20 protein-coding genes are annotated in these 22,729 nt (G+C 60.6%); 13 read left to right on the top strand and 7 right to left on the bottom strand.

Annotated features, from left to right (window positions below):
- Nucleotides 1-48 precede the first annotated feature (48 nt).
- Nucleotides 49-1,014, top strand: coding sequence for a D-erythronate dehydrogenase (gene denD, locus CLV74_RS15460; protein WP_106266510.1), 966 nt, complete (start codon nucleotides 49-51; stop codon nucleotides 1,012-1,014).
- An 11-nt stretch (nucleotides 1,015-1,025) separates the two neighbouring features.
- Entirely contained in the window at nucleotides 1,026-1,775 is a 750-nt protein-coding gene (locus tag CLV74_RS15455; protein ID WP_106266508.1) for a FadR/GntR family transcriptional regulator, read from the top strand.
- A gap of 22 nt (nucleotides 1,776-1,797) precedes the next feature.
- Here the strand turns inward: CLV74_RS15455 and CLV74_RS15450 are convergent, their stop codons facing one another.
- Together CLV74_RS15450 and oiaX are read right to left on the bottom strand one after the other, a co-directional pair.
- Nucleotides 1,798-4,374 carry a M10 family metallopeptidase C-terminal domain-containing protein gene (locus CLV74_RS15450; RefSeq protein WP_106266507.1) on the bottom strand — a complete coding sequence of 859 codons (2,577 nt, stop codon included), beginning with the start codon at nucleotides 4,372-4,374 and terminating at the stop codon, nucleotides 1,798-1,800.
- A 474-nt stretch (nucleotides 4,375-4,848) separates the two neighbouring features.
- Nucleotides 4,849-6,102, bottom strand: coding sequence for a 3-oxo-isoapionate-4-phosphate decarboxylase OiaX (gene oiaX, locus CLV74_RS15445; RefSeq protein ID WP_106266505.1), 1,254 nt, complete (start codon nucleotides 6,100-6,102; stop codon nucleotides 4,849-4,851).
- Between the two features lie 171 nt (nucleotides 6,103-6,273).
- On the opposite strand from oiaX, the gene CLV74_RS15440 reads away from it, so the two are divergent.
- From CLV74_RS15440 to CLV74_RS15430, 3 genes are all read left to right on the top strand, one after another.
- The gene (locus CLV74_RS15440) at nucleotides 6,274-7,128 is read left to right on the top strand and encodes a transketolase (RefSeq protein WP_106266503.1); all 855 of its coding nucleotides are present in this window, start codon (nucleotides 6,274-6,276) and stop codon (nucleotides 7,126-7,128) included.
- Nucleotides 7,125-8,162: a transketolase family protein gene (locus CLV74_RS15435; protein ID WP_106266501.1), complete on the top strand. Its 1,038-nt coding sequence runs from the start codon at nucleotides 7,125-7,127 to the stop codon at nucleotides 8,160-8,162. Before CLV74_RS15440 ends, CLV74_RS15435 begins: the two co-directional genes overlap by 4 nt.
- 174 nt (nucleotides 8,163-8,336) lie before the next feature.
- Nucleotides 8,337-9,548 carry a GAK system CofD-like protein gene (locus CLV74_RS15430; protein ID WP_170108074.1) on the top strand — a complete coding sequence of 404 codons (1,212 nt, stop codon included), beginning with the start codon at nucleotides 8,337-8,339 and terminating at the stop codon, nucleotides 9,546-9,548.
- On the opposite strand, the gene CLV74_RS15425 is transcribed toward CLV74_RS15430, so the two are convergent.
- Complete coding sequence (locus CLV74_RS15425) at nucleotides 9,484-10,479, bottom strand: LacI family DNA-binding transcriptional regulator (RefSeq protein WP_106266496.1); 996 nt, start codon at nucleotides 10,477-10,479, stop codon at nucleotides 9,484-9,486. The two genes, CLV74_RS15430 and CLV74_RS15425, sit on opposite strands and share 65 nt — an antisense overlap.
- A gap of 176 nt (nucleotides 10,480-10,655) precedes the next feature.
- Between CLV74_RS15425 and ltnD the strand changes: the two genes are divergently transcribed.
- From ltnD to CLV74_RS15385, 8 genes are all read left to right on the top strand, one after another.
- The gene (gene ltnD / locus CLV74_RS15420) at nucleotides 10,656-11,558 is read left to right on the top strand and encodes an L-threonate dehydrogenase (RefSeq protein ID WP_106266494.1); all 903 of its coding nucleotides are present in this window, start codon (nucleotides 10,656-10,658) and stop codon (nucleotides 11,556-11,558) included.
- Complete coding sequence (gene otnK / locus CLV74_RS15415; RefSeq protein WP_106266492.1) at nucleotides 11,558-12,826, top strand: 3-oxo-tetronate kinase; 1,269 nt, start codon at nucleotides 11,558-11,560, stop codon at nucleotides 12,824-12,826. The genes ltnD and otnK overlap by 1 nt, the downstream gene beginning before the upstream one ends.
- Nucleotides 12,823-13,470 (top strand): 3-oxo-tetronate 4-phosphate decarboxylase, encoded by a 648-nt coding sequence (gene otnC / locus CLV74_RS15410; RefSeq protein WP_106266490.1) that lies wholly within the window; start codon nucleotides 12,823-12,825, stop codon nucleotides 13,468-13,470. The genes otnK and otnC overlap by 4 nt, the downstream gene beginning before the upstream one ends.
- Complete coding sequence (locus tag CLV74_RS15405) at nucleotides 13,470-14,231, top strand: hydroxypyruvate isomerase family protein (protein ID WP_106266488.1); 762 nt, start codon at nucleotides 13,470-13,472, stop codon at nucleotides 14,229-14,231. The genes otnC and CLV74_RS15405 overlap by 1 nt, the downstream gene beginning before the upstream one ends.
- Nucleotides 14,232-14,359: 128 nt before the next feature.
- Entirely contained in the window at nucleotides 14,360-15,529 is a 1,170-nt protein-coding gene (locus tag CLV74_RS15400; protein WP_245888566.1) for a pyridoxal phosphate-dependent aminotransferase, read from the top strand.
- Nucleotides 15,530-15,550: 21 nt separating this feature from the next.
- On the top strand, nucleotides 15,551-16,495 hold the full coding sequence (locus CLV74_RS15395; protein ID WP_106266486.1) for a 2-hydroxyacid dehydrogenase: 945 nt from the start codon (nucleotides 15,551-15,553) through the stop codon (nucleotides 16,493-16,495).
- Nucleotides 16,495-17,268, top strand: coding sequence for an HpcH/HpaI aldolase family protein (locus CLV74_RS15390; RefSeq protein ID WP_106266485.1), 774 nt, complete (start codon nucleotides 16,495-16,497; stop codon nucleotides 17,266-17,268). Before CLV74_RS15395 ends, CLV74_RS15390 begins: the two co-directional genes overlap by 1 nt.
- Nucleotides 17,269-17,428: 160 nt before the next feature.
- Nucleotides 17,429-18,241 (top strand): dioxygenase family protein, encoded by an 813-nt coding sequence (locus CLV74_RS15385; RefSeq protein ID WP_106266483.1) that lies wholly within the window; start codon nucleotides 17,429-17,431, stop codon nucleotides 18,239-18,241.
- Nucleotides 18,242-18,280: 39 nt separating this feature from the next.
- On the opposite strand, the gene denD (CLV74_RS15380) is transcribed toward CLV74_RS15385, so the two are convergent.
- Genes denD (CLV74_RS15380) through CLV74_RS15365 form a run of 4 tightly spaced genes read right to left on the bottom strand, consistent with a single transcriptional unit; the run spans nucleotide 18,281 to nucleotide 22,720 of the window.
- Nucleotides 18,281-19,246, bottom strand: coding sequence for a D-erythronate dehydrogenase (gene denD, locus CLV74_RS15380; RefSeq protein WP_106266481.1), 966 nt, complete (start codon nucleotides 19,244-19,246; stop codon nucleotides 18,281-18,283).
- Between the two features lie 22 nt (nucleotides 19,247-19,268).
- Entirely contained in the window at nucleotides 19,269-20,420 is a 1,152-nt protein-coding gene (locus tag CLV74_RS15375) for a fumarylacetoacetate hydrolase family protein (protein ID WP_106266533.1), read from the bottom strand.
- Between the two features lie 9 nt (nucleotides 20,421-20,429).
- Nucleotides 20,430-21,803 (bottom strand): FAD-binding oxidoreductase, encoded by a 1,374-nt coding sequence (locus CLV74_RS15370; RefSeq protein WP_106266479.1) that lies wholly within the window; start codon nucleotides 21,801-21,803, stop codon nucleotides 20,430-20,432.
- A gap of 2 nt (nucleotides 21,804-21,805) precedes the next feature.
- Nucleotides 21,806-22,720, bottom strand: a complete 915-nt coding sequence (locus CLV74_RS15365) for a dihydrodipicolinate synthase family protein (RefSeq protein WP_106266477.1) — start codon at nucleotides 22,718-22,720, stop codon at nucleotides 21,806-21,808.
- Nucleotides 22,721-22,729: the final 9 nt, after the last annotated feature.

The following is a 22,729-nucleotide window of genomic DNA, read 5'->3' as shown; positions in this document are numbered from 1 at the left end:
GTGCTGAGTTGCGCCTTCGGACTTCTTTTTTCTCTGAAAGACACTGACATGAATATCCTGATCATCGGCGGCGGCGGCTTTGTAGGCCGGAAAATTGCGGCATCTCTTGCGGAAAAAGGTAGCCTGCGCGGGCAGCCGATCACCAAACTGGTTCTGGCGGACGTGGCGCAGCCCGATCCGGTTGAGGCCCCGTTCCCCGTGACCGGTGCGGCCTGTGACATCACTGACCGCGCAGCTGTGGACGGGCTGATCGGTGCGGATGTGGATGTGATCTTCCATCTGGCCGCCGTTGTTTCGGCCCATGCAGAGGCGGATTTTGAGGCCGGCATGCAGGTGAACCTCTTTGGCACCTACAATATTCTGGAACGCTGCCGCGCCTTGGGTACCTGTCCTGTTGTGGTCTTTACCAGCTCGCTCGCCGTGTTTGGCGGGGAGGTTCCCGACCCGATCACCGATTTTACAATCCCCAACCCACAGACCTCGTACGGGATGCAAAAGGCCGTGGGTGAGATGCTGATCAACGACTACAGCCGCAAGGGCTATATCGACGGGCGCGGGTTCCGGCTACCGACGATCTCGGTCCGGCCAGGCAAGCCGAACAGGGCCGCCAGCAGCTTTATGTCCTCGATCATCCGCGAGCCATTGAATGGCGAACCCGCGATCTGCCCCGTGGATCCCGAGCAAGAGCATTTCTACCTCTCGCCCCGTCGCTGTGTGCAGAACCTGATCAAAGGGGCGGAACTGGACGCTTCCGATCTGGGGCAACAACGCTGCATGACCCTGCCGGGTCTGCGCCTGTCGATCCGCCAGATGATCGACGCGCTGACAGCGGTGGCAGGGCCAGAGCCGGCCAAGCTGATCCGTTGGGAAGAACAACCCGACATCGCCGCCATCGTGCGCGGTTGGCGCTTTGACTACCGCTTTGACAAGGCCACGGCCCTTGGGCTTGAAGCTGACCAGAGTTTCGAGGAAAATGTCAGGTACTATATGGAAGACGATCTTCCCAAGACCTGAAAGCAGGGGCCATGCTGACCTCCATCATCCAGACACCGCGTTACCGCCTTGTGGCCGACCAGATTGCCGAGCGTATTCGGGCGGGCGATTTCGAGCCGGGCTCGAAGATGCCCGCAGACAAGGATCTGGTGGCCCAACTGGGGGTTAGCCGCACCACAGTGCGTGAGGCGATGATCGCGCTGGAACTGATGGGCTATGTGGTGACGCGGTTCGGGGCAGGGGCATTCGTGGCAAACGTTGTGCCTGCCGCGCCCGTGGATACAGGGCTGCCAGGATATTTCGAACTTGTCGAGGCCCGCTATGTGATCGAGCCCGAAATCGCCGCCGCTGCGGCCACCCAGATCGACGCGGGCACCATTGCCCATCTGGAACGCTGCGTTGAAGGCATGTGCGATCCCACGCTGTCACTGCTACAGATCGAGGCTTATGACCGGGATTTCCATCTGACCATTGCCCGCGCGACTGGCAACTCGGTTCTGGTGACGATTGTTGATGATTTTTGGCGGGCGCGGACGCGCTTTCCTGAATGGACCCGACTGAGCAATCGTCGGGATGTTGAAGACATCGCGCGGTTCTCGCGGGATGAACATGCCGCGATCGTTACCGCGCTGCGGGCAGGGGATGCAAATGGCGCGCGTGTCGCCATGCGGGATCACTGCGTTAACTCGGGCAAACCGATGCTAGAGCGTTGGCGGGAACAAGAGGCGGACGCAGGCCAGCGCCCCATTCCCTTGATCCTGAAAGAGGCCACCGAACGCTAAGGTTCAGTGGCCGCAAGACGCGTTACAGATCGTAATCGAAGATAAAGTCAGTCGCATCAATGCTGTCGATCAGCATGTTGCGTAGGGTCACAGTGGTGCCCGCAAAGCTGATAAGGGCATCATCCCCGCTTTGCTGGATACTAACGCCGTCCAGCGAAGATATGCCCGCAAGCGCGAGGGTATCGCTGCCATTCTCAAAGTCGAAGATCGTGTCGTTGCCGTGACCACCGGCAAAGACAAAGGTGTCATTGCCGTCGCCGCCGCGCATCAGGTCATCACCTTCCATGCCGGTCAGCGTATCGTTGCCTTCGGCAGCGAACAGGCGGTTGGCCTCAGCTGATCCGGTCAGCTTGTCGCTATAGCGGCTGCCAAGCAGGCTTTCGATGGAAATTAGAACGTCCCCAACAGCATCTGTGCCGTCGGTGGTGCCCGCGCTTAGATCAATCTCAACTGCGCCGCCCGAACTGTAGTACCGCGCCATGTCGTCGCCCGCACCGCCGTTTATAACGTCCGCATCGGCTCCGCCGGTCAGGCGGTCATCACCGTTACCGCCGTTCAGCACGTCCTTGCCGTCCTGACCCTTGAGGGCATCGTCACCATCAAGACCCGAGATGGTGTCATCGCCGTTGCCGCTCCAAAGGGTTTCGTCGCCTTTGTCGCCCACAAGTTGGTCACCGTAATCGGTTCCGATCACCTTCTCTATCGAGAAAAGGCGGTCTCCGGCAGCATCGCCCCCGCGCCCATAGCCGTTGTTCAGGGCCACCTGAACGGCCTTGTCCGAGGCGCGGTAATCGACCGTGTCCTCACCATCACCGCCGCGCAGAACGTCGGCACCGACGCCCCCATCCAGTATGTCATTGCCCTCACCCCCGATCAGGGTGTCATCGCCAATTCCGCCGCGCAGAACATCGGCGCCAGAACCGCCATCCAATAGGTCGTCAAAGCTGACCGCTGTGGCGCGGGTGTAGCTGACGGTTTCGGGCAGGATGAAGGTTGCTTGCTCTAGCGCGTCGGTCAGCGTGGCGCTGGCTTTGTCGGCGCGGATATCCCACAGCAACTCGCTCTCAGAGGCGGTGTCGAGCGGGGTGAAGGCGTTAGCCTCGATCAGGGCCGGGCCTCGCACGCCAGCGAAGAGGCGCACATCGCCGACCAAGCCGGTCATGTCAAAACTGACCTCAGCGGCGGTGCCGTTGGTGGGCACATCCTCTAGCGTGCCAGCCAATTGCCCGTCGATGTAGAAGCGGACAACACCACCAACGCTGATGCTGAGGCGATGAACATCACCGTCTGCCAGATCCGACAGGAATATCGGTGCATCGAAGGTTTGGTCACCGGCAACCAGTTGCAGCTTTTCATTGGCCTCATCCAGAACCAGCGTCAGGCCCTTCGGTAAAGTGATCGTTTGCGTGCCAGCGGCCAGATCGGTGAAGGCTACCAGCATCTCGGCGGTGAAGCCCGCGATTTGCGCGTCGCTGGAAAGGGTCAAAGGCGCCTCGAAATCCAGCGAGACCATGCTATGGGTGACGTCGATTTCTTCCATGTTTCGGGCTTCGCCGAACAGTCTGTCACGGCCATTGCCACCTTCCAGCGTATCGCCGCCGTAGCCGCCGAACAGATCATTGCGGGTGCCATTGCCGATGATCCAGTCATCGCCAACACCGCCCACGGCATTTTCGATGATGGTGCCGTTCGCGATCGCGAAATTCGCGATGCCGCCGCCGATGTTCGAATAGGTGCCGTCGCTCAGGCTGATCGTTGCGTCCTGCCCAAAGCCGGACATGTTCAGCACATCCTCACCATCGGCATCCCAGACGGTGACTGCGGCAACAGCGCCGTAGGTCTTCATCATCGCGTCAAAGTCAAAAACGATCCGGTCCGCGGTCGAACCAAAGCCGTAGGTGGTATCGCCTGTGCGCGTGTCGAAGTTGGGGCTGTAGATCAGTTGCAAGGCGCTGACGTCCGCCAGCATCGGGGTGGCTGCATAGTCGGTCAGCCAGCGGGCCCCTGCAAAGCCCGCCGAGAGGGGGCTCATCATGGTGTAGATGTTGCTGTCCTGAAGATATTGCGCACTGGTCGCAAAGCTCTCCTCGACAGTGGCGCCGGTGCTGACAAGACCCAATATCTGGCCCACGCCGCGCATCATCATGTGAAAGCCAAGGGATCCCGGTGCGCTGCCGTGATTAGCAATCAGTAGATCGCCGCCCGCGCCGCTTGCATCCGCGGCGAAGGCGCTGGCCAGCGCCGCGTCAGACACGCCCATGATCCGCATGCTGCCGCCGTTTTCTTGTTCAGTGAACGTCAGGCCGATCAGATCCCCAAGCAGGTCAAACGCAAGGCTTGCGGCCTCGATCTGGCTGGCGGTGAGGGGCTGCAAGGCGGTCTCGTAAACGCTGCCGGCATAATCTGCGGGCGCAGCGGCGGGATAAGAGATGGTAACGGTTCCCGTCGGCCAGGCGGCGGTGCCGATCAGGCTCATGGCCTGCGCGCGAAGTGACCAGGAGGCAAGATCACCTTCACTGGCGGCCAAGGCGGAAAGGCTGCTTTCGGTGGGCGAAAGCGCGATTGTGTCTAGGGGCAGGAGGGTCTCGGAATAGGTCATGGGACAACGAAATCTGATAGAATGAAAAGCGAAATGAATACCTGTTTGATAATATGAATAAGGGGAACATTTCAATGCTTCTTTCCCTCAATGGTTGAATCATTGTGGGGCTGCTGCCTGCGATTCTTGCGCGATGCCTCTTAGGTGGTAGTCCAAATATGCAGGTTTTATGGATAAATTTCGCGACTGTAAGAGTAATCTTTCGATGTGTGCATTTGCGTGCGCAGTCGCGGCCTTTGAAAGTGTCAATCAATTTTGGGTTGTTTTGTCAGGTGGGCTGAAGTCGCAAGTTAGCAGGGCTGACCATGGCGGGGCTGCGGGCTTGGTCGTGGTGTTTCGCTTGTGGCCCACGTTCCGGTGCCAGAGCGACCCGAGTGGTGGCTTCGCGCGGGTCTGAGCGTGTCGAAAGCAATGGCGCACCCGAAGCGGGTGCGCCTGTCGTGTAAGCTGTGATTTCGGATTTGGGGCGGCAGCTTAGACCGGACCCCATTTGTCCAGCGCTGCACGCAGTTCCGGATGGGTTGCCGCATAGGTGGCCAGCGGAGTCTCTGCTGCCGCCGCATCCCACGCCTGACGGATGGCGCGGACGCCTGAGGCCAGCCCCATTGGGTGCCCGTGAATGCCGCCGCCGCCCAGATACATCAGGTCAAGCGTCTTGCCCGTGCGCTGGTATGTCTCATAGGCCTGACCGCCCCATTGGCCGCTGCACACCACCGGCAGGGGGCGGTCAGCGTCACTGAAGATCGGTTCACGCACGGCTTTGAAGCTGGCGACGAAGCTGTCATCCGGCTCCCAGTATTTGGCCTGAATGCCATTGATCTGGAACTGATCCACACCCAGCAGCCGCCAGATTTTCTGGTAGGCGCGGAACTCCATTCCCAATGCGGGGTGGCGGGTCAGGATGTCCCAGCCATTCCGGTGGGCGTGCAGGCAAAGGGCGCTGCGTTTGCGCAGAAAGCTCATGCCGCCATAGCCGACCGAGTTGATGTTGATCACCGCTGCATTGCCGCCGTGGGCGGTCACGATGTCATGGTTGCGCATCATCTGATCCGGATCGGCCGAGCTGATCCCGAAGGCATACATCACCTTCTTGCCGGTGCGCTGCTGGTGGTCTTCGATCACCGGCATGATCGCTTTCACACGCGCCTCTAGGGGAGAGTAGGCGGGGCTCATCAGTTTTTCGTCGTCCTTGATGAAGTCCACGCCTGCCTCGCACAACTGGCGCACGACCTCGGCGGTTTCATCGGGCAGAAGACCCAGCGATGGCTTAATGATTGAGGCAATCATCGGCCCCTCTTGCACGCCCATCAGACGGCGCGAGCCTTCGACACCGAATTGCGGCCCCGGATGGCAGGACCATGCTTCGGGCAGGTCTATGTCCATGACACGAATGCCGGTAACGCCGCGAATGGCAAAGACACCGCCGATGGTGATGGTCATCAGCGCCGCGATATCGGTGCCCACTGCGTCCAGCGGATAGGCGATCACCGCATCAGCCCGTTTGACAGGGCCGGTCGCGCCGGTGTTCGGTAACGACGGTTGATCAAGATCGGGCAGGGCGGTCACGGACAACACGCGGGCGGCGCAGCGGGCGCGTACGGCCTCTGTCTCGCCCGGTAGTTCGGTGAAGGTGCCCGTGCTTTGATCCGAGGCGATGTTGGCCGCCATCGCTGCGGGATCGCCAGCGGTCTCGATACGGTAGGTGACTTTGATCAGATCGGCAGACATGGGACCTCGTTCCTTCAGTTGGCGCGACTGTAGTACTCATTATACCTGTTGGCAATGGAGCGCCATTTGCTTAGCTTGGCTAAAGTTGCTTTGAATTTTTCTTAAAATACTCTGGCGGGCGGGGCTGTTACACCAGCGCCAGATTGCAGGCTTTTGTGGGGGGAGGACTTTATGACCACAGAGACAAGACCTGCCGCGTTGTCCAACGTTTCGTTGGCTCGGCGGGCATGGAATATCCGGCGCAAGTCGCTGTTGATGGGCGAGGTGCAAGGCCAAGGCTATATCGGTCAGGCATTGGGCATCGCTGACGTGCTGGCTACCAGCTATTTCCATGCCATGTCTCACCGTCCCGATGATCCCGAATGGGAAGGACGCGACCGGTTCTTGCTGTCCATCGGCCACTACGCCATCGCCCTTTACGCGGTGCTGATGGAGGCTGGTATCCTGCCCGAAGAAGAGCTTGAGACCTACGGCATGGATGACAGCCGTATGCCTATGTCCGGCATGGCCAGTTACACACCGGGGATGGAGATCACTGGCGGCTCTCTGGGGCAGGGCCTTGGGATCGCTGTGGGCATGGCGATGGGGCTGAAGCGCAAGGAAAACCCTGCCTTCATCTATAACCTCATGTCTGATGGCGAGTTGGGCGAAGGTTCCACTTGGGAGGCGGTCATGTCCGCTGTTCAGTGGAAGCTGGATAATCTGATCTGCCTTGTGGATTTCAACAACCAGCAGGCCGATGGCCCCACACGGGATGCCTTGGCGCAGGGGGATGAGGAAAAGAAATGGGCGGCCTTTGGCTGGCACGCGCAACGGGTGGATGGCAATGATCTGGACGCTGTGGTTGCTGCCTTTGATGAGGCCCGCAACACCGATCATCCCGGCCCGCGCGTCATCATCTTTGACACCCGCATGTGCAAAGGCGTGCCATTCCTCGAGACCCGAGAGATCACGCACTTTGTCCGCGTCGAGGCGGACGAATGGGCCAAGGCTCTGGACGTATTGGAAGAAGGAAAACCCGCATGACCCACGCGTCCATGGCCCGCAAATATGAGGCCCGCAAAGTCACCCCGAAAGAGGAACGTCAGGCCACCAGCGCCATGATCGCCTCTCTGGCGGCGGAAGGGTATGAGACGGTGAACGCGCCCTTCGGGCATGCGCTGGTCAATCTGGCTCGTACCGATGCCCGGATCGTGGGGCTGACCGCCGATCTGGGCAAGTACACCGACCTGCATATTCTGGGGCAGGCGATGCCTGATCGGTTCTACCAGATGGGTATGGCCGAGCAGCTATTGATGTCGGCTGCCGCCGGTATGGCCCGCGAAGGCTGCATTCCCTTTGCTACTACTTACGCCGTGTTCGCCTCGCGCCGCGCCTATGACTTTATCGCGATGGCGATCGCCGAGGAAAACCTGCCTGTAAAGATCTGCTGTGCGCTGCCCGGTCTGACCACCGGTTACGGTCCCAGCCATCAGGCGACCGAGGATTTGGCGATCTTCCGCGGTTTGCCGAACATGACGCTTATCGATCCCTGTGATGCCGATGATCTGATGGGCATGGTGCCCCAGATTGCGGCACACAATGGCCCCGTCTATACGCGTCTTTTGCGTGGCAAGGTGCCTTCGGTGCTGACCCGTCACAAGCCGGACTACAAGTTCCAGCTTGGTAAGGCGCAGATGATCCGTGAAGGGCGCGATGTGTTGGTGATCTCGACCGGTTTCATGACCATGCGGGCGCTGGATGCGGCGACGGCTCTGGCCAAGGACGGGGTGGACGTGGCGGTTCTGCATTGCCCGACCATCAAGCCGCTGGATGTGGAAACCATCGCTGCCGAGGCCGCAAAGGGTGGCCGTCTGGTTGTCACAGCCGAGAACCACACCAAGGTTGGCGGCTTGGGCGAGGCTGTGGCGACCACGCTTCTGACCCGTGGAATCACGCCGACGTTCAGAATGATCGGTCTGCCGGATGAGTTTCTGGAAGCAGGCGCATTGCCCACCTTACACGACATGTATGGCCTCTCGGTTACGAAAGTGGCCGAGCAGATACGCGGCTGGGTGTAAGCACAAAGCTGTAAGTGCATTAAATGAGGGCCGCATTTCTGTGCGGCCTTCTTCACGAATTGTGACAAAGACTGGCTGGTTTGCGCGCAAGACAGGTTACCCCGACTGGACATTCACGTTTTTCGTGTGTCTTTGTGATGGAGTATTCTACCTATCAGGGACATTGCTTCACCTGTGACTTCGCGTATCACCGCCCTTCGGCCTGACCCCTCGATTCTGTTTTTCAGCGGCGGTAGCGCCCTGAATGAGATCGCGCGGGCCTTGCCGTCCTACACTAACAACTCGGCCCATATCCTGACGCCCTTTGATAGTGGCGGCAGTTCGCGCGTGCTGCGCGAGGCCTTCGGGATGCCCGCTGTCGGGGATGCGCGTAGTCGTCTGGTGGCTCTGGCCGAGCGATCCGAGACCGGTCAGCGAGCGGCGCATCGCCTTATCTCTTACCGGCTGCCGAAAGATGCTGGCGCGGACGCCTTGCGCCATGAATTCGGGCTGATGTGCCAAGGGGTGCATCCGCTGACGCGGGATGTCTCTATCCGGCTCTGGCCCCAGTTGGTGCGTCCGTTGCGCCTGATCGCGGACCACATGCCTGCCGACCTTGATCTGCGCGGGGCCAGCGTCGGGAACCTGATGCTGACAGGTCTGTGGTTAGAGCATGACTGCGCCTTGCAGCCGGCGCTGGATGCCTTGGCCGAGTTTCTGGGCGTGCGGGGGCAGGTTACTGTTGCGGCGGATGTGAACCTGCACATCGGTGCTACGTTAGAGGATGGGCGGCGGGTGGTCGGCCAGCGGTCACTGACCGGCAAGGAAGTGCGCCCACTGGATTGCGGCTTGCAGCATCTGTTCCTGCACGACGGTCATCATAATGTTCCCGCACATGAGGTGCGGATACCTCTGCGCAACAGGCAGCTGATCGGCGGGGCGCGGCGGATCGTTTATGCGCCGGGTAGCCTGTTCACCAGCGTGATCGCAACGCTTTTGCCTGCGGGAACGGGGCAGGCGATTGCCGCCTCATCCGCGCCAAAGATCTACACCCCCAGTCTTGGGGCTGATCCCGAATGTCTGGGGTTGGATTTGTACGGGCAGGTGCGGGCTTTGCTGGATCATCTGTCGAAGGATGCGTCCCATGCAGCGCCTTCAGATTTGGTCAGCCATGTCCTGTGTGATTATAGCGCCCCGCAAGAGGTGCTAGAGCAGATCGCGCGTGACTTTGGCATCATTATCGTGCGGCGTGCTTTGGCAACACCATCGGGTGCGCGCTATGCTCCCGATGCCTATTTGCAGAACGTTTTGGCGTTGGGGCGCCGCGCCCATGGCCCGTCCCTCAGGGAAGTCGAATTTCCGGAGCCAGTTCAATCACCGTTGGTCCGTCGCGCTCGGTCCGGTTAAGGCGGTCAAGGATGGCCTCGGCTGCACGGCGGCCAATCTGATCCCGAGGGGTGCGGGTCGTGGCAATTGGCGCGGGCAGACTGGTCAGCAGATCAAGGCCGTTGAACCCCGCCAGCACCACCTTTTCGGGGACTTTGATATTGTTGCCCATGCAGTGGAATAATCCGCCAGCGGCCATGTCATCGTTCGAATAATAGATGCAATCCAGATCCGGATGCCTCTCTAGCAGGGCCGAGGTCAGCCAGCGCCCCGCTGCGACCGAAGACATGCCATCTGCAATCTCTTCGCCAATTAAGGGGTGTCCAAGTTCCTCTAGCGTTTGGGCGAAACGTATCCGGCGACGGGCAGCACGAGTGTCTTGGTCAAGATTGCAACCCACATAGCCGATGCGGCGGCGGCCAGAAGCCACCAGAGCTTTGGCCATTTCTTCGGCGGCGTTGTCTTGGGAAAAGCCCACGCTTACATCGACCGGCGTGCCATCGGTGTCCATGATCTGCACCACCGGTAGGCTGTCCTCTTGCAAAAGGCGCAACGTGGCATCTGACTGGTCAAGACCCGTCACGATCAAGCCCGCAGGCCGCCATGACAACATGCGGCGGACGATGTCATATTCCTTTTCGGTGTCATAATCGGTCACTCCGAAGACCGGCTGAAAGCCAGTGCCGTCGATGGCCCGTTCAATCCCCGACATCACCTCGGAAAAGACGATGTTCGAAAGGGATGGCACTACAACGCCAATCAGATCCGAGCGGTTGTTCGACAGGCTGGCAGCTACGTGGTTGCCTACATAGCCGATGTCCTGAGCAGCCTTGCGTACCTTGTCCAAATTCTTCTGGCTGACGTCCTTTGCCCCACGCATAGCGCGGCTCGCGGTCATCTTGCTGACACCAGCTGCGGCGGCCACGTCGGCCAAGGTTACTTTGCGCGGCATGGGGCGCGTCTCCGGAACGTTTGTCGTTGAGAGAGGGTAACGGCGGGGCGGCGGCGTTTCAATTCCATACCGCTTGACCTGCGCGGGAATCTCCGTAGAACTGGTACCGATACCAGTTTCTGGCGATCCGGCCAGCCTATGCGCCGACGAAGGTGCGATGGAGGAGGGGACTTCATATGACGCAAACGACAAAAGTGGCCGTGATCGGCCTTGGTTCTATGGGCTTTGGTGTGGCCAGCTCGCTGCTGCGGGCGGGGCTGACGGTCTATGGCTTTGACATCAACCCCGATGCGGTGGCCCGCTTTGTGGCCAAAGGCGGCACCGAGGGCACTCTGGCGGATGTGGCGGGCGATCTGGACGCGGTTGTGACCGTGGTTCTGAACGCGGCCCAGACCGAGGCGGTGCTGTTTGGCGAAGGCGGCGCTGTGCCGTTGCTGCGCAAAGGCGCGGCGGTCATGAGCTGCGCCACCGTCGCCCCCGATTTCGCCCGCCGGATGGAGGCTGCCTGCCTTGAGGCCGGTGTGATGTATCTGGACGCGCCGATCTCGGGTGGGCCGATCCGTGCGGCGGATGGCGAATTGTCGGTGCTGGCCTCGGGTACGGCTGATACCTTTGCGGCGCTGCAACCGGTACTGGATGGCATGGCCAGCCACGTCTTCAACATGGGTGATGAGGCCGGACCGGGGAGCGCAATGAAAGCGGTGAACCAGCTGCTGGTCGGCGTGCATATCGCGACCATGGCCGAGGCTCTGACCTTTGGCATGACCCAAGGTGTCACGCCCGATAAGTTCTATGAGATCATCACCAAATCCGCGGGCACCTCTTGGGCGCTGGAGAACCGCACGCCGCATATTGTAGATGCAGATTACAGCCCGAAGAGTCAGGTGAATATCTGGCCAAAAGACCTTGGAATCGTTCAGGATATTGCCAGATCAGCTCAGTTCAGTGCGCCGATCTCTGCGGCGGCGCTGCAAATGTATCTGGCTGCCCAAGGAATGGGTCTTGGGGCCGAAGATGACGCAGCGGTCGCCAAGGTCTATGCTCGCCAGTCCGGCCTGAAATTGCCCGGAGAGGAATGATGACCACTGTCCTTGGATGCATCGCTGACGACTTTACCGGCGCCACCGATCTGGCGGGCCTTCTGGCGCGATCCGGCGTGCGGGTATCCCTGCGCATGGGCGTGCCGGATGAGCCCCCGACCGAGACCGCGCCGTTCGAAGTCATCGCGCTAAAGTGCCGGACGGCTCCGGTGGATGAGGCGGTGGCCGAATGCCGTGAGGCTCTGAAATGGCTTCAGGCTGCGGGCGCGCAGCGGTTCTTCTGGAAATATTGCTCGACCTTCGACAGCACGGAGAAGGGCAATATCGGCCCTGTGGCCGAAGCGCTGATGGCCGATCTGGGAGCGACCCAGACCATGTATTGCCCTGCGTTTCCGGAAAACGGGCGCGCGATCTTTATGGGCAATCTCTTTGTGGGTGATCAGCCTTTAGCGGAAAGTCCAATGAAGGATCACCCCCTGACGCCAATGCGCGACAGCAACCTGATGCGCTTGCTTGCTCCGCAGGTGACCAAAGAGGTTGGCCTTGCCAATCGCCTGACCGTCGCCAAAGGGGCCGAGGCGCTGAAGGACAAGCTGGCAGCACTAGCGGACCAAGGCGTGGCCCATGTGGTGATCGACGCCGTCGCGGACGAAGACCTTTACACCATCGCCGAAGCTTGCCGCGATATGCCCCTGATGACGGGCGGCAGTGCCGTGGCCATGCCTCTGCCTGCGCTCTACGTGCGGGACGGGGTATTGGCGGCGGATGCCGAGCGTCCCCAAAGGCCCGAACTGGACCGCAAGGCGATTGTCCTGTCGGGCAGTTGTTCGGCCATGACGCGCAAGCAAGTCTGTGAATATGGGGTGACGGCGGCCAGCTACCGGCTTGATCCGTTCGAACTGGACGCCAAGGGGATCGGTCCTGCGCTGGCATGGCTGGCCAAGCAAGACCTGACCGCCGCGCCCATGTTCTATGCCACAGCGCAGCCCGAAACCGTCCGCAAAGCACAAGAGGCCTTTGGTGTGGCAGAGGTCGGCGCGATGATCGAGGATGCGTTGGCCGAACTGGCTCACGCGGCCCTGACCGCCGGTGTGCGCCGGTTTGTAGTGGCGGGCGGAGAGACCTCGGGTGCCGTGACCAAGGCACTTGGTGTCACGCAGTTGGACATCGGGAAGGAAATCGCGCCGGGTGTTCCGTGGACCTATTGCGAGGCAGAGGGCCACAAGATTGCGTTGACGCTGAAATCCGGCAACTTTGGCAAAGAGGGCTTTTTTGCTAACGCCCTGAACCTGCTGGAGGACGCATGACCGAAGAAAGCGCATTGCGCGAACAGATCTGCCTGCTGGCCAAGTCAATGTTTGATCGGGGTCTGACGGGTGGCTCGACCGGCAATATCTCGGCTCGCACGCCTGATGGGGGGCTGCTGGTCTCGCCCACAGGTACCAGTTTTGGTCGGCTTGACCCGGCGCGGCTGTCGCGTTTTGATGCGGCGGGCAACCTGATTGGCGGTGATAAGCCCACCAAGGAAATGCCCCTGCACTCGGCATTCTATGAGACCCGCAACCAGTGCGGCGCGGTGGTGCATCTGCATTCGTGCCATTCGGTCGCGTGGTCACTGATGCCAGAGGTGGACGCGGATAACTTTCTGCCGCCTCTGACGCCGTACTCGATCATGAAACTGGGTAAAGTCAAACTGCTGCCCTTCTTCATGCCCGGCGATCCGGCCATGGGCGATGCGGTACGCGGGCTGGCGGGCAAGCGCAGCGCGGTGATGCTGGCGAACCACGGGCCGGTCGTCGCGGGCAAAGACATTGAGGCTGCCTGCAATGCCATAGAGGAATTAGAAGACACCGCCCGTCTGGCGATCCTGATGCGTGGCTATGACGCCAATCAGCTAACGCCGGAACAGATCAATCAAGTTGTTACGAAATTTAATGTGGAGTGGGACTGATGCAATTTTCTGCAAATCTTGGCTTTCTGTGGAAAGAACTGTCCTTGCCCGATGCCATCCGCGCTGCCAAAGCGGCGGGATTTCACGCGGTTGAATGCCATTTTCCCTATGACACCCCAGCCGCAGAGGTGAAGGCGGCGTTGGAAGAGACAGGGCTGAAGATGCTTGGCCTCAACACCATCCCCGGTGATGTGGCGGGGGGCGAGTTCGGCCTTTGCGCGCTGCCAGGACGCGAGGTGGATGCACGCGCAGCCATCGATCAAGCCGTTGCCTATGCCGCCGAGATTGGCGCAGGCGCGATCCATGTTATGGCGGGCAAGGCAAAGGGTGTTGAGGCGCAGAAGATGTTCGTCTCGAAGTTGCGCTATGCCTGTAAACAGGCCGCGCCCCACGGCATCACCATCCTGATCGAGCCGCTGAACACCTATGATGTGCCGGGCTACTTCATGACCACCAGCGATCATGCAGAACAGATCATCGAACTGGTGGACGAGCCCAACATCAAACTGATGTTCGATTGCTACCACATGCAGCTGATGCAGGGGGATCTGAGCCACGCGATTGAGCGCCTGTTGCCAAAGATTGGCCATATCCAGTTTGCCTCGGTCCCCGATCGCGGCGCGCCTGATCATGGCGAGGTGAACTACGCCCATATTTTCAAGGTCATTGAGGGTCTTGGCTACAAGGCACCCGTGGGGGCTGAATACAAACCCACCGGCAGCACCGAAGAGACTTTGGACTGGCTGAAAGACTATCTCTGAGGATTTGCCGCGCAGGGCGGCAATGGCTCTTTGCATAAGGGAAATTTTGGTATACCAAATTTCCTGAATGGTTCCGGTGGTCGGAGGAGGGGCACCGGAACCGCCTATTTCAGTTGGGAGGAGCGCTTATGTCGGGCATGATTTTCGCCGACAGTCTGTCGCGTCTGGGAACCGAGTCTGCCTTTGTGGTGCTGGCGCGGGCTCAGGCTTTGGCGCAGCAGGGCAAGGATATTATCAACCTCGGGATCGGCCAGCCGGACTTTGCCACGCCAGAGCATATCAGCGAGGCCGCCATCAAAGCGATCCGCGACGGTCAGCACGGGTACACGCCCGCCAACGGCATCCTGCCTTTGCGCCAAGCAGTGGCCGCAGACCTGCATCGCCGTCACAGGGTAGAGGTGAACCCTGACAACGTGGTCGTGGTGCCCGGCGGCAAGCCCACCATGTTCTTTGCGGTGATGATGTTCGGCCAACCGGGAGCCGAGATCATGTATCCCAATCCGGGCTTTCCGATCTATGAATCGGTCATCAAATACTCGGGCGCAACGCCGGTGCCGATTGCGCTGGAAGAGAAGAACGGCTTTGCCTTCAGCGCGGAACAGGTTCTGTCACAGATCACTGAACGTACTCGCCTGATTATCATCAACAGCCCCGCCAACCCCACCGGCGGCGTGACCCCCAAGGCCGAGATCGACAAGCTGGTCGCAGGTCTCATGGATCACCCCCATGTGGCGCTGATGTCGGACGAGATTTACAGCCAGATGCTGTATGGCGGGCGCGAGCACACCAGCCTGCTGCAATACCCTGAAATCCGTGATCGCCTGATCATGTTGGATGGCTGGTCCAAGACCTATGCCATGACCGGCTGGCGTCTTGGCTATGCGGTCTGGCCTGAGGCGGCGGTGGATCACGTGACCCGTCTTTGCATCAACGACCATTCCTGTGTGAATGCGCCGACCCAGTACGCAGGCCTTGCGGCGCTGAACGGCCCGCAGGATTGCGTCACGGACATGGTGGCCCAATTCGACGCCCGCCGTCAGGTGATCGTCGATGCGCTGAACGATCTGCCCGGCGTGCGCTGCGCCGATGCGGCGGGGGCTTTTTATGCCTTCCCGAACATCGAAGGCACGGGGCTGACCTCAAAGCAGGCTCAGGACAAGTTCTTGGAAGAGGCTGGCGTTGCCACGGTGGCGGGCACCTCTTTCGGCGCATGGGGCGAAGGCTACCTGCGGTTCTCTTATGCGAACTCGACCGAGAATATTCTCGAAGCGATTTCGCGCATCAAAAAGCTTCTTTAAGCCACGGAAAGGAAACACGAAATGACCGAAGTTAAACTGCTTGTCTGTGGCGCATTCAATGATGAAGAGCGTGCCCGTTTCGACGCCAATTATCCCAACATCTACGCGGAAACGCCTGATGACATCGCAGCCGTGGCTGAGGATATTCGCGCAGGGATCACGGCGGTGGTCTTCAAGGGGCACGCGCCCTTTGGCGGCGCGGCGATGGACCCGCTTAGCGGTCTGGGTCTGATCGCCAACTTTGGCGTCGGCTATGATGCGATCGACGTGGCGGCTGCCAGCGCACGTGGCGTCAAAGTCACCAATACGCCGAACGTGTTGAATGATGATGTGGCCGATCTGGCCGTTGGCATGATGCTGGCCCAGACCCGTAACATGGTCGAAGGCGACGCGCTGACCCGCTCGGGGCAGTGGGCGGCGGGGACCAATCTGCCCCTGAACCGCAAGATGTCCGGTGGCACCGTCGGTATCTGCGGCATGGGCCGCATCGGGCGCGAGATCGCTGACCGTCTGGCAGCCTTCAAGATGGATATCCACTACCATTCGCGCAGCGAGAAAGAGACCCCCGGTTGGACCTATCACGCGGACCCCGTCAGCCTTGCTAAAGCGGTGGACTGGTTCGTTGTGGCGCTTGTGGGCGGTAGCGAGACCGAAGGCTATGTCAGCGCCGAGGTCATCAACGCTCTGGGCGAAAAGGGCATCATCTGCAACATCTCGCGCGGGTCGACCATTGATGAAGGTGCGATGCTGGACGCGCTGGAGCAGGGCAAGATCGCCGGTGCGGCATTGGACGTTTTCCTGAACGAGCCAAAGATCGATGAACGCTTCTATGCACTGAAGAATGTGGTGCTGCAGCCTCATCAGGGTTCGGGCACCCATGAGACCCGCCGCGATATGGCAGAACTACAACTGTCCAACGTCACCGCATATTTTGAGGGACGTGATCTGGTCACGCCGGTGAACTGATGGAAAAGATCGCCAACGGTTTCAAACGCGCCATTCAGGCCGGTCAGCAACAGATCGGTCTATGGTCCACTGTCCGCGATGTGGCCGCGACCGAGATGCTGGCGGGTGTGGGCTATGACTGGATGCTCTTGGATTGCGAGCATACACCCAATGATGTGGTTAGTGTTCTGCATATGCTGCAAGCAATGTCGGCCTATGAAACGCACCCTGTCGTTCGTCCCATCCAACTGGACAGCGGCGAGATCAAGCGCCTGCTGGACATCGGCGCGCAGACCCTGCTGATCCCCTATGTGCAGACCGTCGAGGAAGCGCAGCTTGCGGTGGACGCTGTGGACTATGCACCGCGGGGCTTTCGCGGCATGGGCGGCTCGACCCGAGCCAACAAGTTCGGGCAGGTGAAGGACTATTTTTCCCGTGCAAGGGAAGAGGTGTGCCTGCTGGTGCAGATCGAGACCCAGAAGGGCTTGGACAATCTGGACGAGATTGCCGCGCTGGACGGCATTGACGGCGTGTTCATTGGCCCTGCGGATTTGTCGGCCTCATTGGGGCATGCAGGCAATGCGCGGCACCCCGATGTGCGTGCGGCGATTGTGGATGGGATCAAACGGGTGCGGGCCCACGGCAAGCCTGCGGGCTTCCTGTCGCTGGACCCTGAATTGACGGCAATGGCGGTTGAGGCGGGCAGCGTCTTTACTGCGGTCGATCTGGATATGATCGCCATGCAGCGCACGGTGCGCGACAGTCTGGCCGCGGCGCGTAAGGCCTACGGTTAAGGGGATGGGGCGCTGCCCCCTCTTGGGCCTTCGGGCCCAATTCACCCCCGAGGTATTTTTGCCAAGATGAATTGGGTCCGTTTGCGGTCGCGGGGTTGTGAACGTGGCAATCTGGCGGAAATGATCTGTTGCTGCGTTTGTGTCATGAAAGGAGAATTTCATGACCAGAGAGAGTATCGCAGTGAACAGCCACACGGACGACCACGATTTGGGTCTGCGCCACGACTTGCCGCGTTTATTGGGGCGCCGCAGTGCGTTGGGCTTTTTGCTGGGGGCGGGGGCTATGGTGGCGACACCCAGTTCTGCTGCGGGCCTGCTGCAATGCGTGGTCAATAGCCGTGAGACGGCGGGACCCTTTCCTGCGGATGGTGCTGGCGGGCGCGGGGGCTCGGTCAATGTCCTGACGCAGGAGGGGATCATTCGTCAGGACCTGCGCCCGAGTTTCAACGGAATGACGCCTGTTGCGGCAGGCGTGCCGCTGGATGTGGCGTTGACCTTGGTAGATGCGGCAGACGGGTGTTCGCCTTTGGCGGGGCGGGCGGTGTATCTGTGGCACTGCGATGCGGTGGGAAATTATTCCCTGTACGACGATGGTGATCGCAACTACCTGCGTGGCGTCGGAATTTCAGATGAAGACGGGGTTGTGCGTTTCACGACGATCTTTCCAGGCTGCTATGACGGTCGATGGCCGCATTTCCATTTCGAGGTTTTTACCAGCGCGGATCAGATCGTCTCGGGGCGGGAGAGTGTGCTGACATCGCAGATATCCCTACCGGAGGCGGACTGTGTGGCGGTATATGAGGCCGAGAGCGGGATATATAGCAACGGGTCGCGACATCTAGCGCGGCAGGATTTCAATCGTGACATGATCTTTGAGGACAATTCCGACGCTCAGAAAGACCAGCAGATGCTGAAGCTGACCGGCGATCCGGCCGCGGGGTTTCGCGGTACCTGTGTGATCGGTCTGGCGTAACGAAAAAGGCCCGCCTTATGAGAGGCGGGCCTTTGGTATTCACACGACAGGTTTGTCGTCTTCGAGATAGTAGCGGATGTTGTCCTCAAAGCTGTCGTCGGCAGTGAGGCCAAGTCTCAGCGCCTTTTCGGGGCGCAGATCGAAGCGCCAACCTTTGACGATGGCAAGGATTTCGGGCTGTTCTTCCCAGCGGATCAGCTTTTCCGGCTCGGGGCCGCAGACGTTGCGCATGGCCTCGATCATCTGGTCGATGGTCCACATACGGCCCGGCATCATCATGCATCGGTTTTTGCCTAAGTCCTGCGCAGGGATTTCCGCGCCTTTGATCAGGTTCTCGATGCATTTGCGGGGGCTGAGGTAATAGTGCGGGAAGTCCGGATCGACAGGGCAGACGGCCTCTTGCCCGTTCAACGGTTCGCGGAAGATCGACGACATGAAACCGCTGGCGGCGCGGTTCGGCTTGCCCGGGCGGACCGAGATCGTGGGCAGGCGGAAGCCGCGACCGTCCACGATGCCCTTGCGGCTGTAGTCGTTGATCAACAGCTCTCCAATCGCCTTTTGCGCGCCGTAGCTGGTTTGCGGGTTCAGGAAGCTGTCGTCGATGATCGGGTCGGCCACTTCGCCGCCGTAGACCGCGATCGATGAGGTGAAAACCACCACCGGTTTCGAGGCCAACTCGCGGCAACGTTCCAGCACGTTCATGGTGCCCATCATGTTGATTTGATAACCGAGGGTCATGTCCTCTTCGGCTTGGCCCGATACGATGGCCGCCAGCAGGTAGATCACATCGGTGTCGGCATCGATGACGCTGGCAACGCTGGCCGGATCGGCGATGTCGCAGGTGACGGTCTGCACCTCGAAAGGAGCGTCGACCTGTGCGGGGTCGATCACATCCGCCAGCACAAGGCTGCTGATGGGGGCGCCGCGCAGGGTTTCGCGGGCAGCCAGAGCGCGGGCCAGCTTTTGGCCCACAAGACCGCCGCCGCCGATGATAAGTACTTTCATGGGGTCTCCTCCCAAAGACGGATTACAGCAGGCCGCGGCCGGCCAGATTGCGCATCAAGGCGCTGGTGCCAAAGGTCCATTCGGGGCATTCGGTGGACAGGCGGACGGTGTTGGTCAGCGTGCCGAGGTTGGGCTCGGAAATCTCGACCAGATCGCCGACTTTGTGGGTAAAACCCTGTCCCGGATTGTCGCGATCCTGAATGGGGGCGAACAGCGTGCCGAGGAACAGGAAGAACCCGTCCGGATACTGGTGATGGCGCCCGCAGGTCTGACGGGCCAGATCGGCGGGCTTGCGGCTGATCTTGGTCATCGAACTATGGCCGTTCAGGATAAAGCCATCCTCGCCAGTGACCTTGAGGGTCAGTTCGGCTGTTTCGACCTGTTCCATGCCGTAGCTGTCATCAAAGAGGCGAACGAAGGGGCCGATGGCGCAGCTGGCATTGTTGTCCTTGGCCTTGCCAAGCAGCAGGGCGCTGCGGCCTTCCACATCGCGCAGGTTCACGTCGTTGCCAAGGGCGGCGCCTTTGATCTCGCCACGGCTGTTGACGGCCAGAACGATCTCGGGCTCGGGGTTGTTCCAGTTGCTGATCGGGTGCAGGCCGACGGCGGCACCGCAGCCCATGGAGCTCATGGGTTGGGCCTTGGAGAAGACTTCGGCGTCGGGGCCGATGCCGACCTCTAGGTACTGGGACCAGAGACCTTCGGCGATCAGGATCTTTTTGACCTCCATCGCCTTGTCGCTACCGGGGGTGATGCCGGACAGGCTGTCACCGATGCGCTCTTTGACCTTGGCGCGGATTTCTTCGGCGCGGTCGGCATCGCCTGCGGCCTGTTCTTCGATGACCCGCTCGACCATGCTTTCGGCAAAGGTCACGCCGCAGGCTTTGACCGCTTGCAGGTCACAAGGGGCCAGAATGCGCAGATCGTCCTTTCCTGCGCCCTCGACACTGGCCGAAGACAGATCGGGCAGGGTGGCAATCACCGTGCCTTCGGTGTCGCGCACATAGGCGATCGGATCGGCCAGTTCCAAGAGGTCGCGCATTGTGGGTGCGGTCTTGCTGGTGATGTCGATGACTTGATCGCCGCGCAGGGTGACGATGGCGGGGCCGATGCCGGGGCGCCAGACGCGGCCGACAAAGGTTCCTTCGGAAGCGTGGTTGTTATTGGGCAGCATCATTGGGCCTCATGCGTTCGAGGGCAACATTTTGCCCGGATTGAGGATGTTCTTGGGGTCCAGAGCGGTCTTGATGGCGCGCATCATGATCAGCGCGCTCCCATGCTCGGCCTCCATATAGGCTTGCTTGCCGACGCCGATGCCATGCTCTCCGCTGACGGTGCCGCCAACGCGCAGGGCAAGCTCGTTCAACTCGGCGCTGAAGGCTTTGCCGCGTTTCAGCTCTTCGTCATTGGTGGGATCAAGGCTGATCCCGCAGTGGAAGTTACCATCGCCCACATGGCCCACGATGGTCACGCACAGGCCATAGCGGCCAGCGGCCTCTTGCGACTGGGTGACGGCCTCGGCCAGACGCGAGATCGGCACGCAAACATCCGTGGTCATCAGATGCCCGCCATCACCAAGTGCGGCGCTGGCATAGTGGGCCTTGTGGCGCATGGCCCACAGGGCGTTGCGGTCTTCGGTCTTGGTGGCGGTCTTGAAATCCTGCGCGCCGAAGTCCTCGGCAATCGCGCCAAAGGTTTCGGACTGTTCGGCAACGCCCGCAGGGGTGCCGTGGAACTCAAGGAACAGATGCGGGGTCTCGGGTAGACCCGCGTTCGCGTATTTGTTGAACCCTTTGACCATGTTCTGATCCAGCAGTTCAATACGCGCCATCGGCAGGCCCGACTGGATGGTCAGGATCACGCAGTTCACCGCATCCTCGACGCTGTCGAAACGGCAGGTGGCGGCGCTGATGGCTTCGGGCTGGCCCTGAAGGCGGACGGTCAGTTCGGTAATGATCGCCAGCGTGCCTTCGCTGCCCACCAACAGGTGGGTCAGGTCATAACCGGTCGCGGATTTGCGCGCCTGCGAGCCGGTGCGCACAATGGTGCCGTCGGCCAGCACAGCCTCCATCGCCAGAATGTTTTCGCGCATGGTGCCATAGCGCACGGCGGTGGTGCCGCTGGCGCGGGTGGCGGTCATGCCGCCGATGCTGGCATCGGCACCGGGATCGACTGGAAAGAACAGGCCCGTGGCCCGCAATTCCTCGTTCAAGGTCAATCGGGTAAGTCCCGGCTGAACCACTGCGTTCAGGTCTTCGGCGTTGACCTTCAGCAGCTTGTTCATCCGGTTCATGTCCAGACTGATGCCGCCCCGAACGGCCAAGTGCTGACCCTCTAGGGAACTGGCCGCACCATAGGCCACGACGGGGCAGAGGTGTTCATTGCAGATCTTCAGGATCGCCGAGACCTCTTCGGTGCTTTCCGGATAGGCCACCGCATCGGGGAGCGTCAGAGGATAATAGGTCTCGTTCTGGCCGTGCAATTCACGGTCGGCTCTGGTGGTGACCAGGCGGTCCCCCAGCAGGTCGGAAAGCGCGGCAATGGCGGCGTCGTGCATAATTACTTACCCCAGTTCAGGACGATCGGGTCCAGAGGTTTCAACAATTCCAGCAGCATGGCGCGGGTGGCGGGGTGCAGCGGCGCGATGGGGTGACGGCAGAAGTCGGACTTGATCACACCGCCTTCCATCATCGCCGCCTTGGCCGAGCGGAACCCGCACTGGCGGTTCTCGTGGTTCACGGCAGGCAATACGCGGGCGTAGCCGTCAAATGCAGCCTGACGGTTGCCCGCAAGGAAATCGCGCACGATGGGGCCGATCAGGTCGGGGATCATCGCGCTGGTCATAGTGCCGGTGCAGCCTGCATCCAGATCGGCCAGCAGCGTGATCGCCTCTTCGCCGTCAAAGGGGCCTTCGATGGCATCGCCGCCTTGTTCATTCAACGCGCGCAGCTTCATCGCGGCCTGCGGGCATTCGATCTTGAAAAGCTTCAGCATCTCGATCTCTTGCGCCATCTTGACCAGCAGCGGCACTGGAAGATCAACGCCCGAAAGGGGCGCGTCTTGCAGCATAATCGGGATGCCCACTTCGCCCACAGCGCGGAACTGCTCGAAGGTTTGCTCTGGCGTGCCTTTCAGAAGCGCACCGTGATAGGGCGGCATCATCATGACAATCGACGCGCCAAGGTCTTTGGCGAATTGCGCCCGCTCGACCACGATGGGGGTGGCGTAGTGGCTGATGGTGACGATGACCGGCACGCGGCCTGCCACATGCTCAAGGCACAGACGGGTCAGGGTCTCGCGTTCCGCGTCCGAGATCAGGAACTGTTCCGAGAAGTTCGCAAGGATGCAGATGCCATCGACGCCTTGATCGATCATGCAGTCCAGAACCCGCTTCATCCCCTCCAGATCAAGGGTGCCATCGGGATTGAAAGGGGTGGGGGCGACGGGCCAGATGCCGGTATAGGGTTTGGTCATGTCTCTCTC

The organism is Donghicola tyrosinivorans (assembly GCF_003003355.1).
Taxonomy (GTDB): domain Bacteria; phylum Pseudomonadota; class Alphaproteobacteria; order Rhodobacterales; family Rhodobacteraceae; genus Donghicola; species Donghicola tyrosinivorans.
This window is presented reverse-complemented; position numbering and strand designations above follow the sequence as displayed.

Bases quoted from the DNA above. Each gene is read 5' to 3' on its own strand.
- denD (WP_106266510.1), top strand. From the start codon at position 49: ATGAATATCCTGATCATCGGCGGCGGCGGCTTTGTAGGCCGGAAAATT.
- CLV74_RS15455 (WP_106266508.1), top strand. From the start codon at position 1,026: ATGCTGACCTCCATCATCCAGACACCGCGTTACCGCCTTGTGGCCGAC.
- CLV74_RS15450 (WP_106266507.1), bottom strand. From the start codon at position 4,374: ATGACCTATTCCGAGACCCTCCTGCCCCTAGACACAATCGCGCTTTCG.
- oiaX (WP_106266505.1), bottom strand. From the start codon at position 6,102: ATGTCTGCCGATCTGATCAAAGTCACCTACCGTATCGAGACCGCTGGC.
- CLV74_RS15440 (WP_106266503.1), top strand. From the start codon at position 6,274: ATGACCACAGAGACAAGACCTGCCGCGTTGTCCAACGTTTCGTTGGCT.
- CLV74_RS15435 (WP_106266501.1), top strand. From the start codon at position 7,125: ATGACCCACGCGTCCATGGCCCGCAAATATGAGGCCCGCAAAGTCACC.
- CLV74_RS15425 (WP_106266496.1), bottom strand. From the start codon at position 10,479: ATGCCGCGCAAAGTAACCTTGGCCGACGTGGCCGCCGCAGCTGGTGTC.
- ltnD (WP_106266494.1), top strand. From the start codon at position 10,656: ATGACGCAAACGACAAAAGTGGCCGTGATCGGCCTTGGTTCTATGGGC.
- otnK (WP_106266492.1), top strand. From the start codon at position 11,558: ATGACCACTGTCCTTGGATGCATCGCTGACGACTTTACCGGCGCCACC.
- otnC (WP_106266490.1), top strand. From the start codon at position 12,823: ATGACCGAAGAAAGCGCATTGCGCGAACAGATCTGCCTGCTGGCCAAG.
- CLV74_RS15405 (WP_106266488.1), top strand. From the start codon at position 13,470: ATGCAATTTTCTGCAAATCTTGGCTTTCTGTGGAAAGAACTGTCCTTG.
- CLV74_RS15400 (WP_245888566.1), top strand. From the start codon at position 14,360: ATGTCGGGCATGATTTTCGCCGACAGTCTGTCGCGTCTGGGAACCGAG.
- CLV74_RS15395 (WP_106266486.1), top strand. From the start codon at position 15,551: ATGACCGAAGTTAAACTGCTTGTCTGTGGCGCATTCAATGATGAAGAG.
- CLV74_RS15390 (WP_106266485.1), top strand. From the start codon at position 16,495: ATGGAAAAGATCGCCAACGGTTTCAAACGCGCCATTCAGGCCGGTCAG.
- CLV74_RS15385 (WP_106266483.1), top strand. From the start codon at position 17,429: ATGACCAGAGAGAGTATCGCAGTGAACAGCCACACGGACGACCACGAT.
- denD (WP_106266481.1), bottom strand. From the start codon at position 19,246: ATGAAAGTACTTATCATCGGCGGCGGCGGTCTTGTGGGCCAAAAGCTG.
- CLV74_RS15375 (WP_106266533.1), bottom strand. From the start codon at position 20,420: ATGCTGCCCAATAACAACCACGCTTCCGAAGGAACCTTTGTCGGCCGC.
- CLV74_RS15370 (WP_106266479.1), bottom strand. From the start codon at position 21,803: ATGCACGACGCCGCCATTGCCGCGCTTTCCGACCTGCTGGGGGACCGC.
- CLV74_RS15365 (WP_106266477.1), bottom strand. From the start codon at position 22,720: ATGACCAAACCCTATACCGGCATCTGGCCCGTCGCCCCCACCCCTTTC.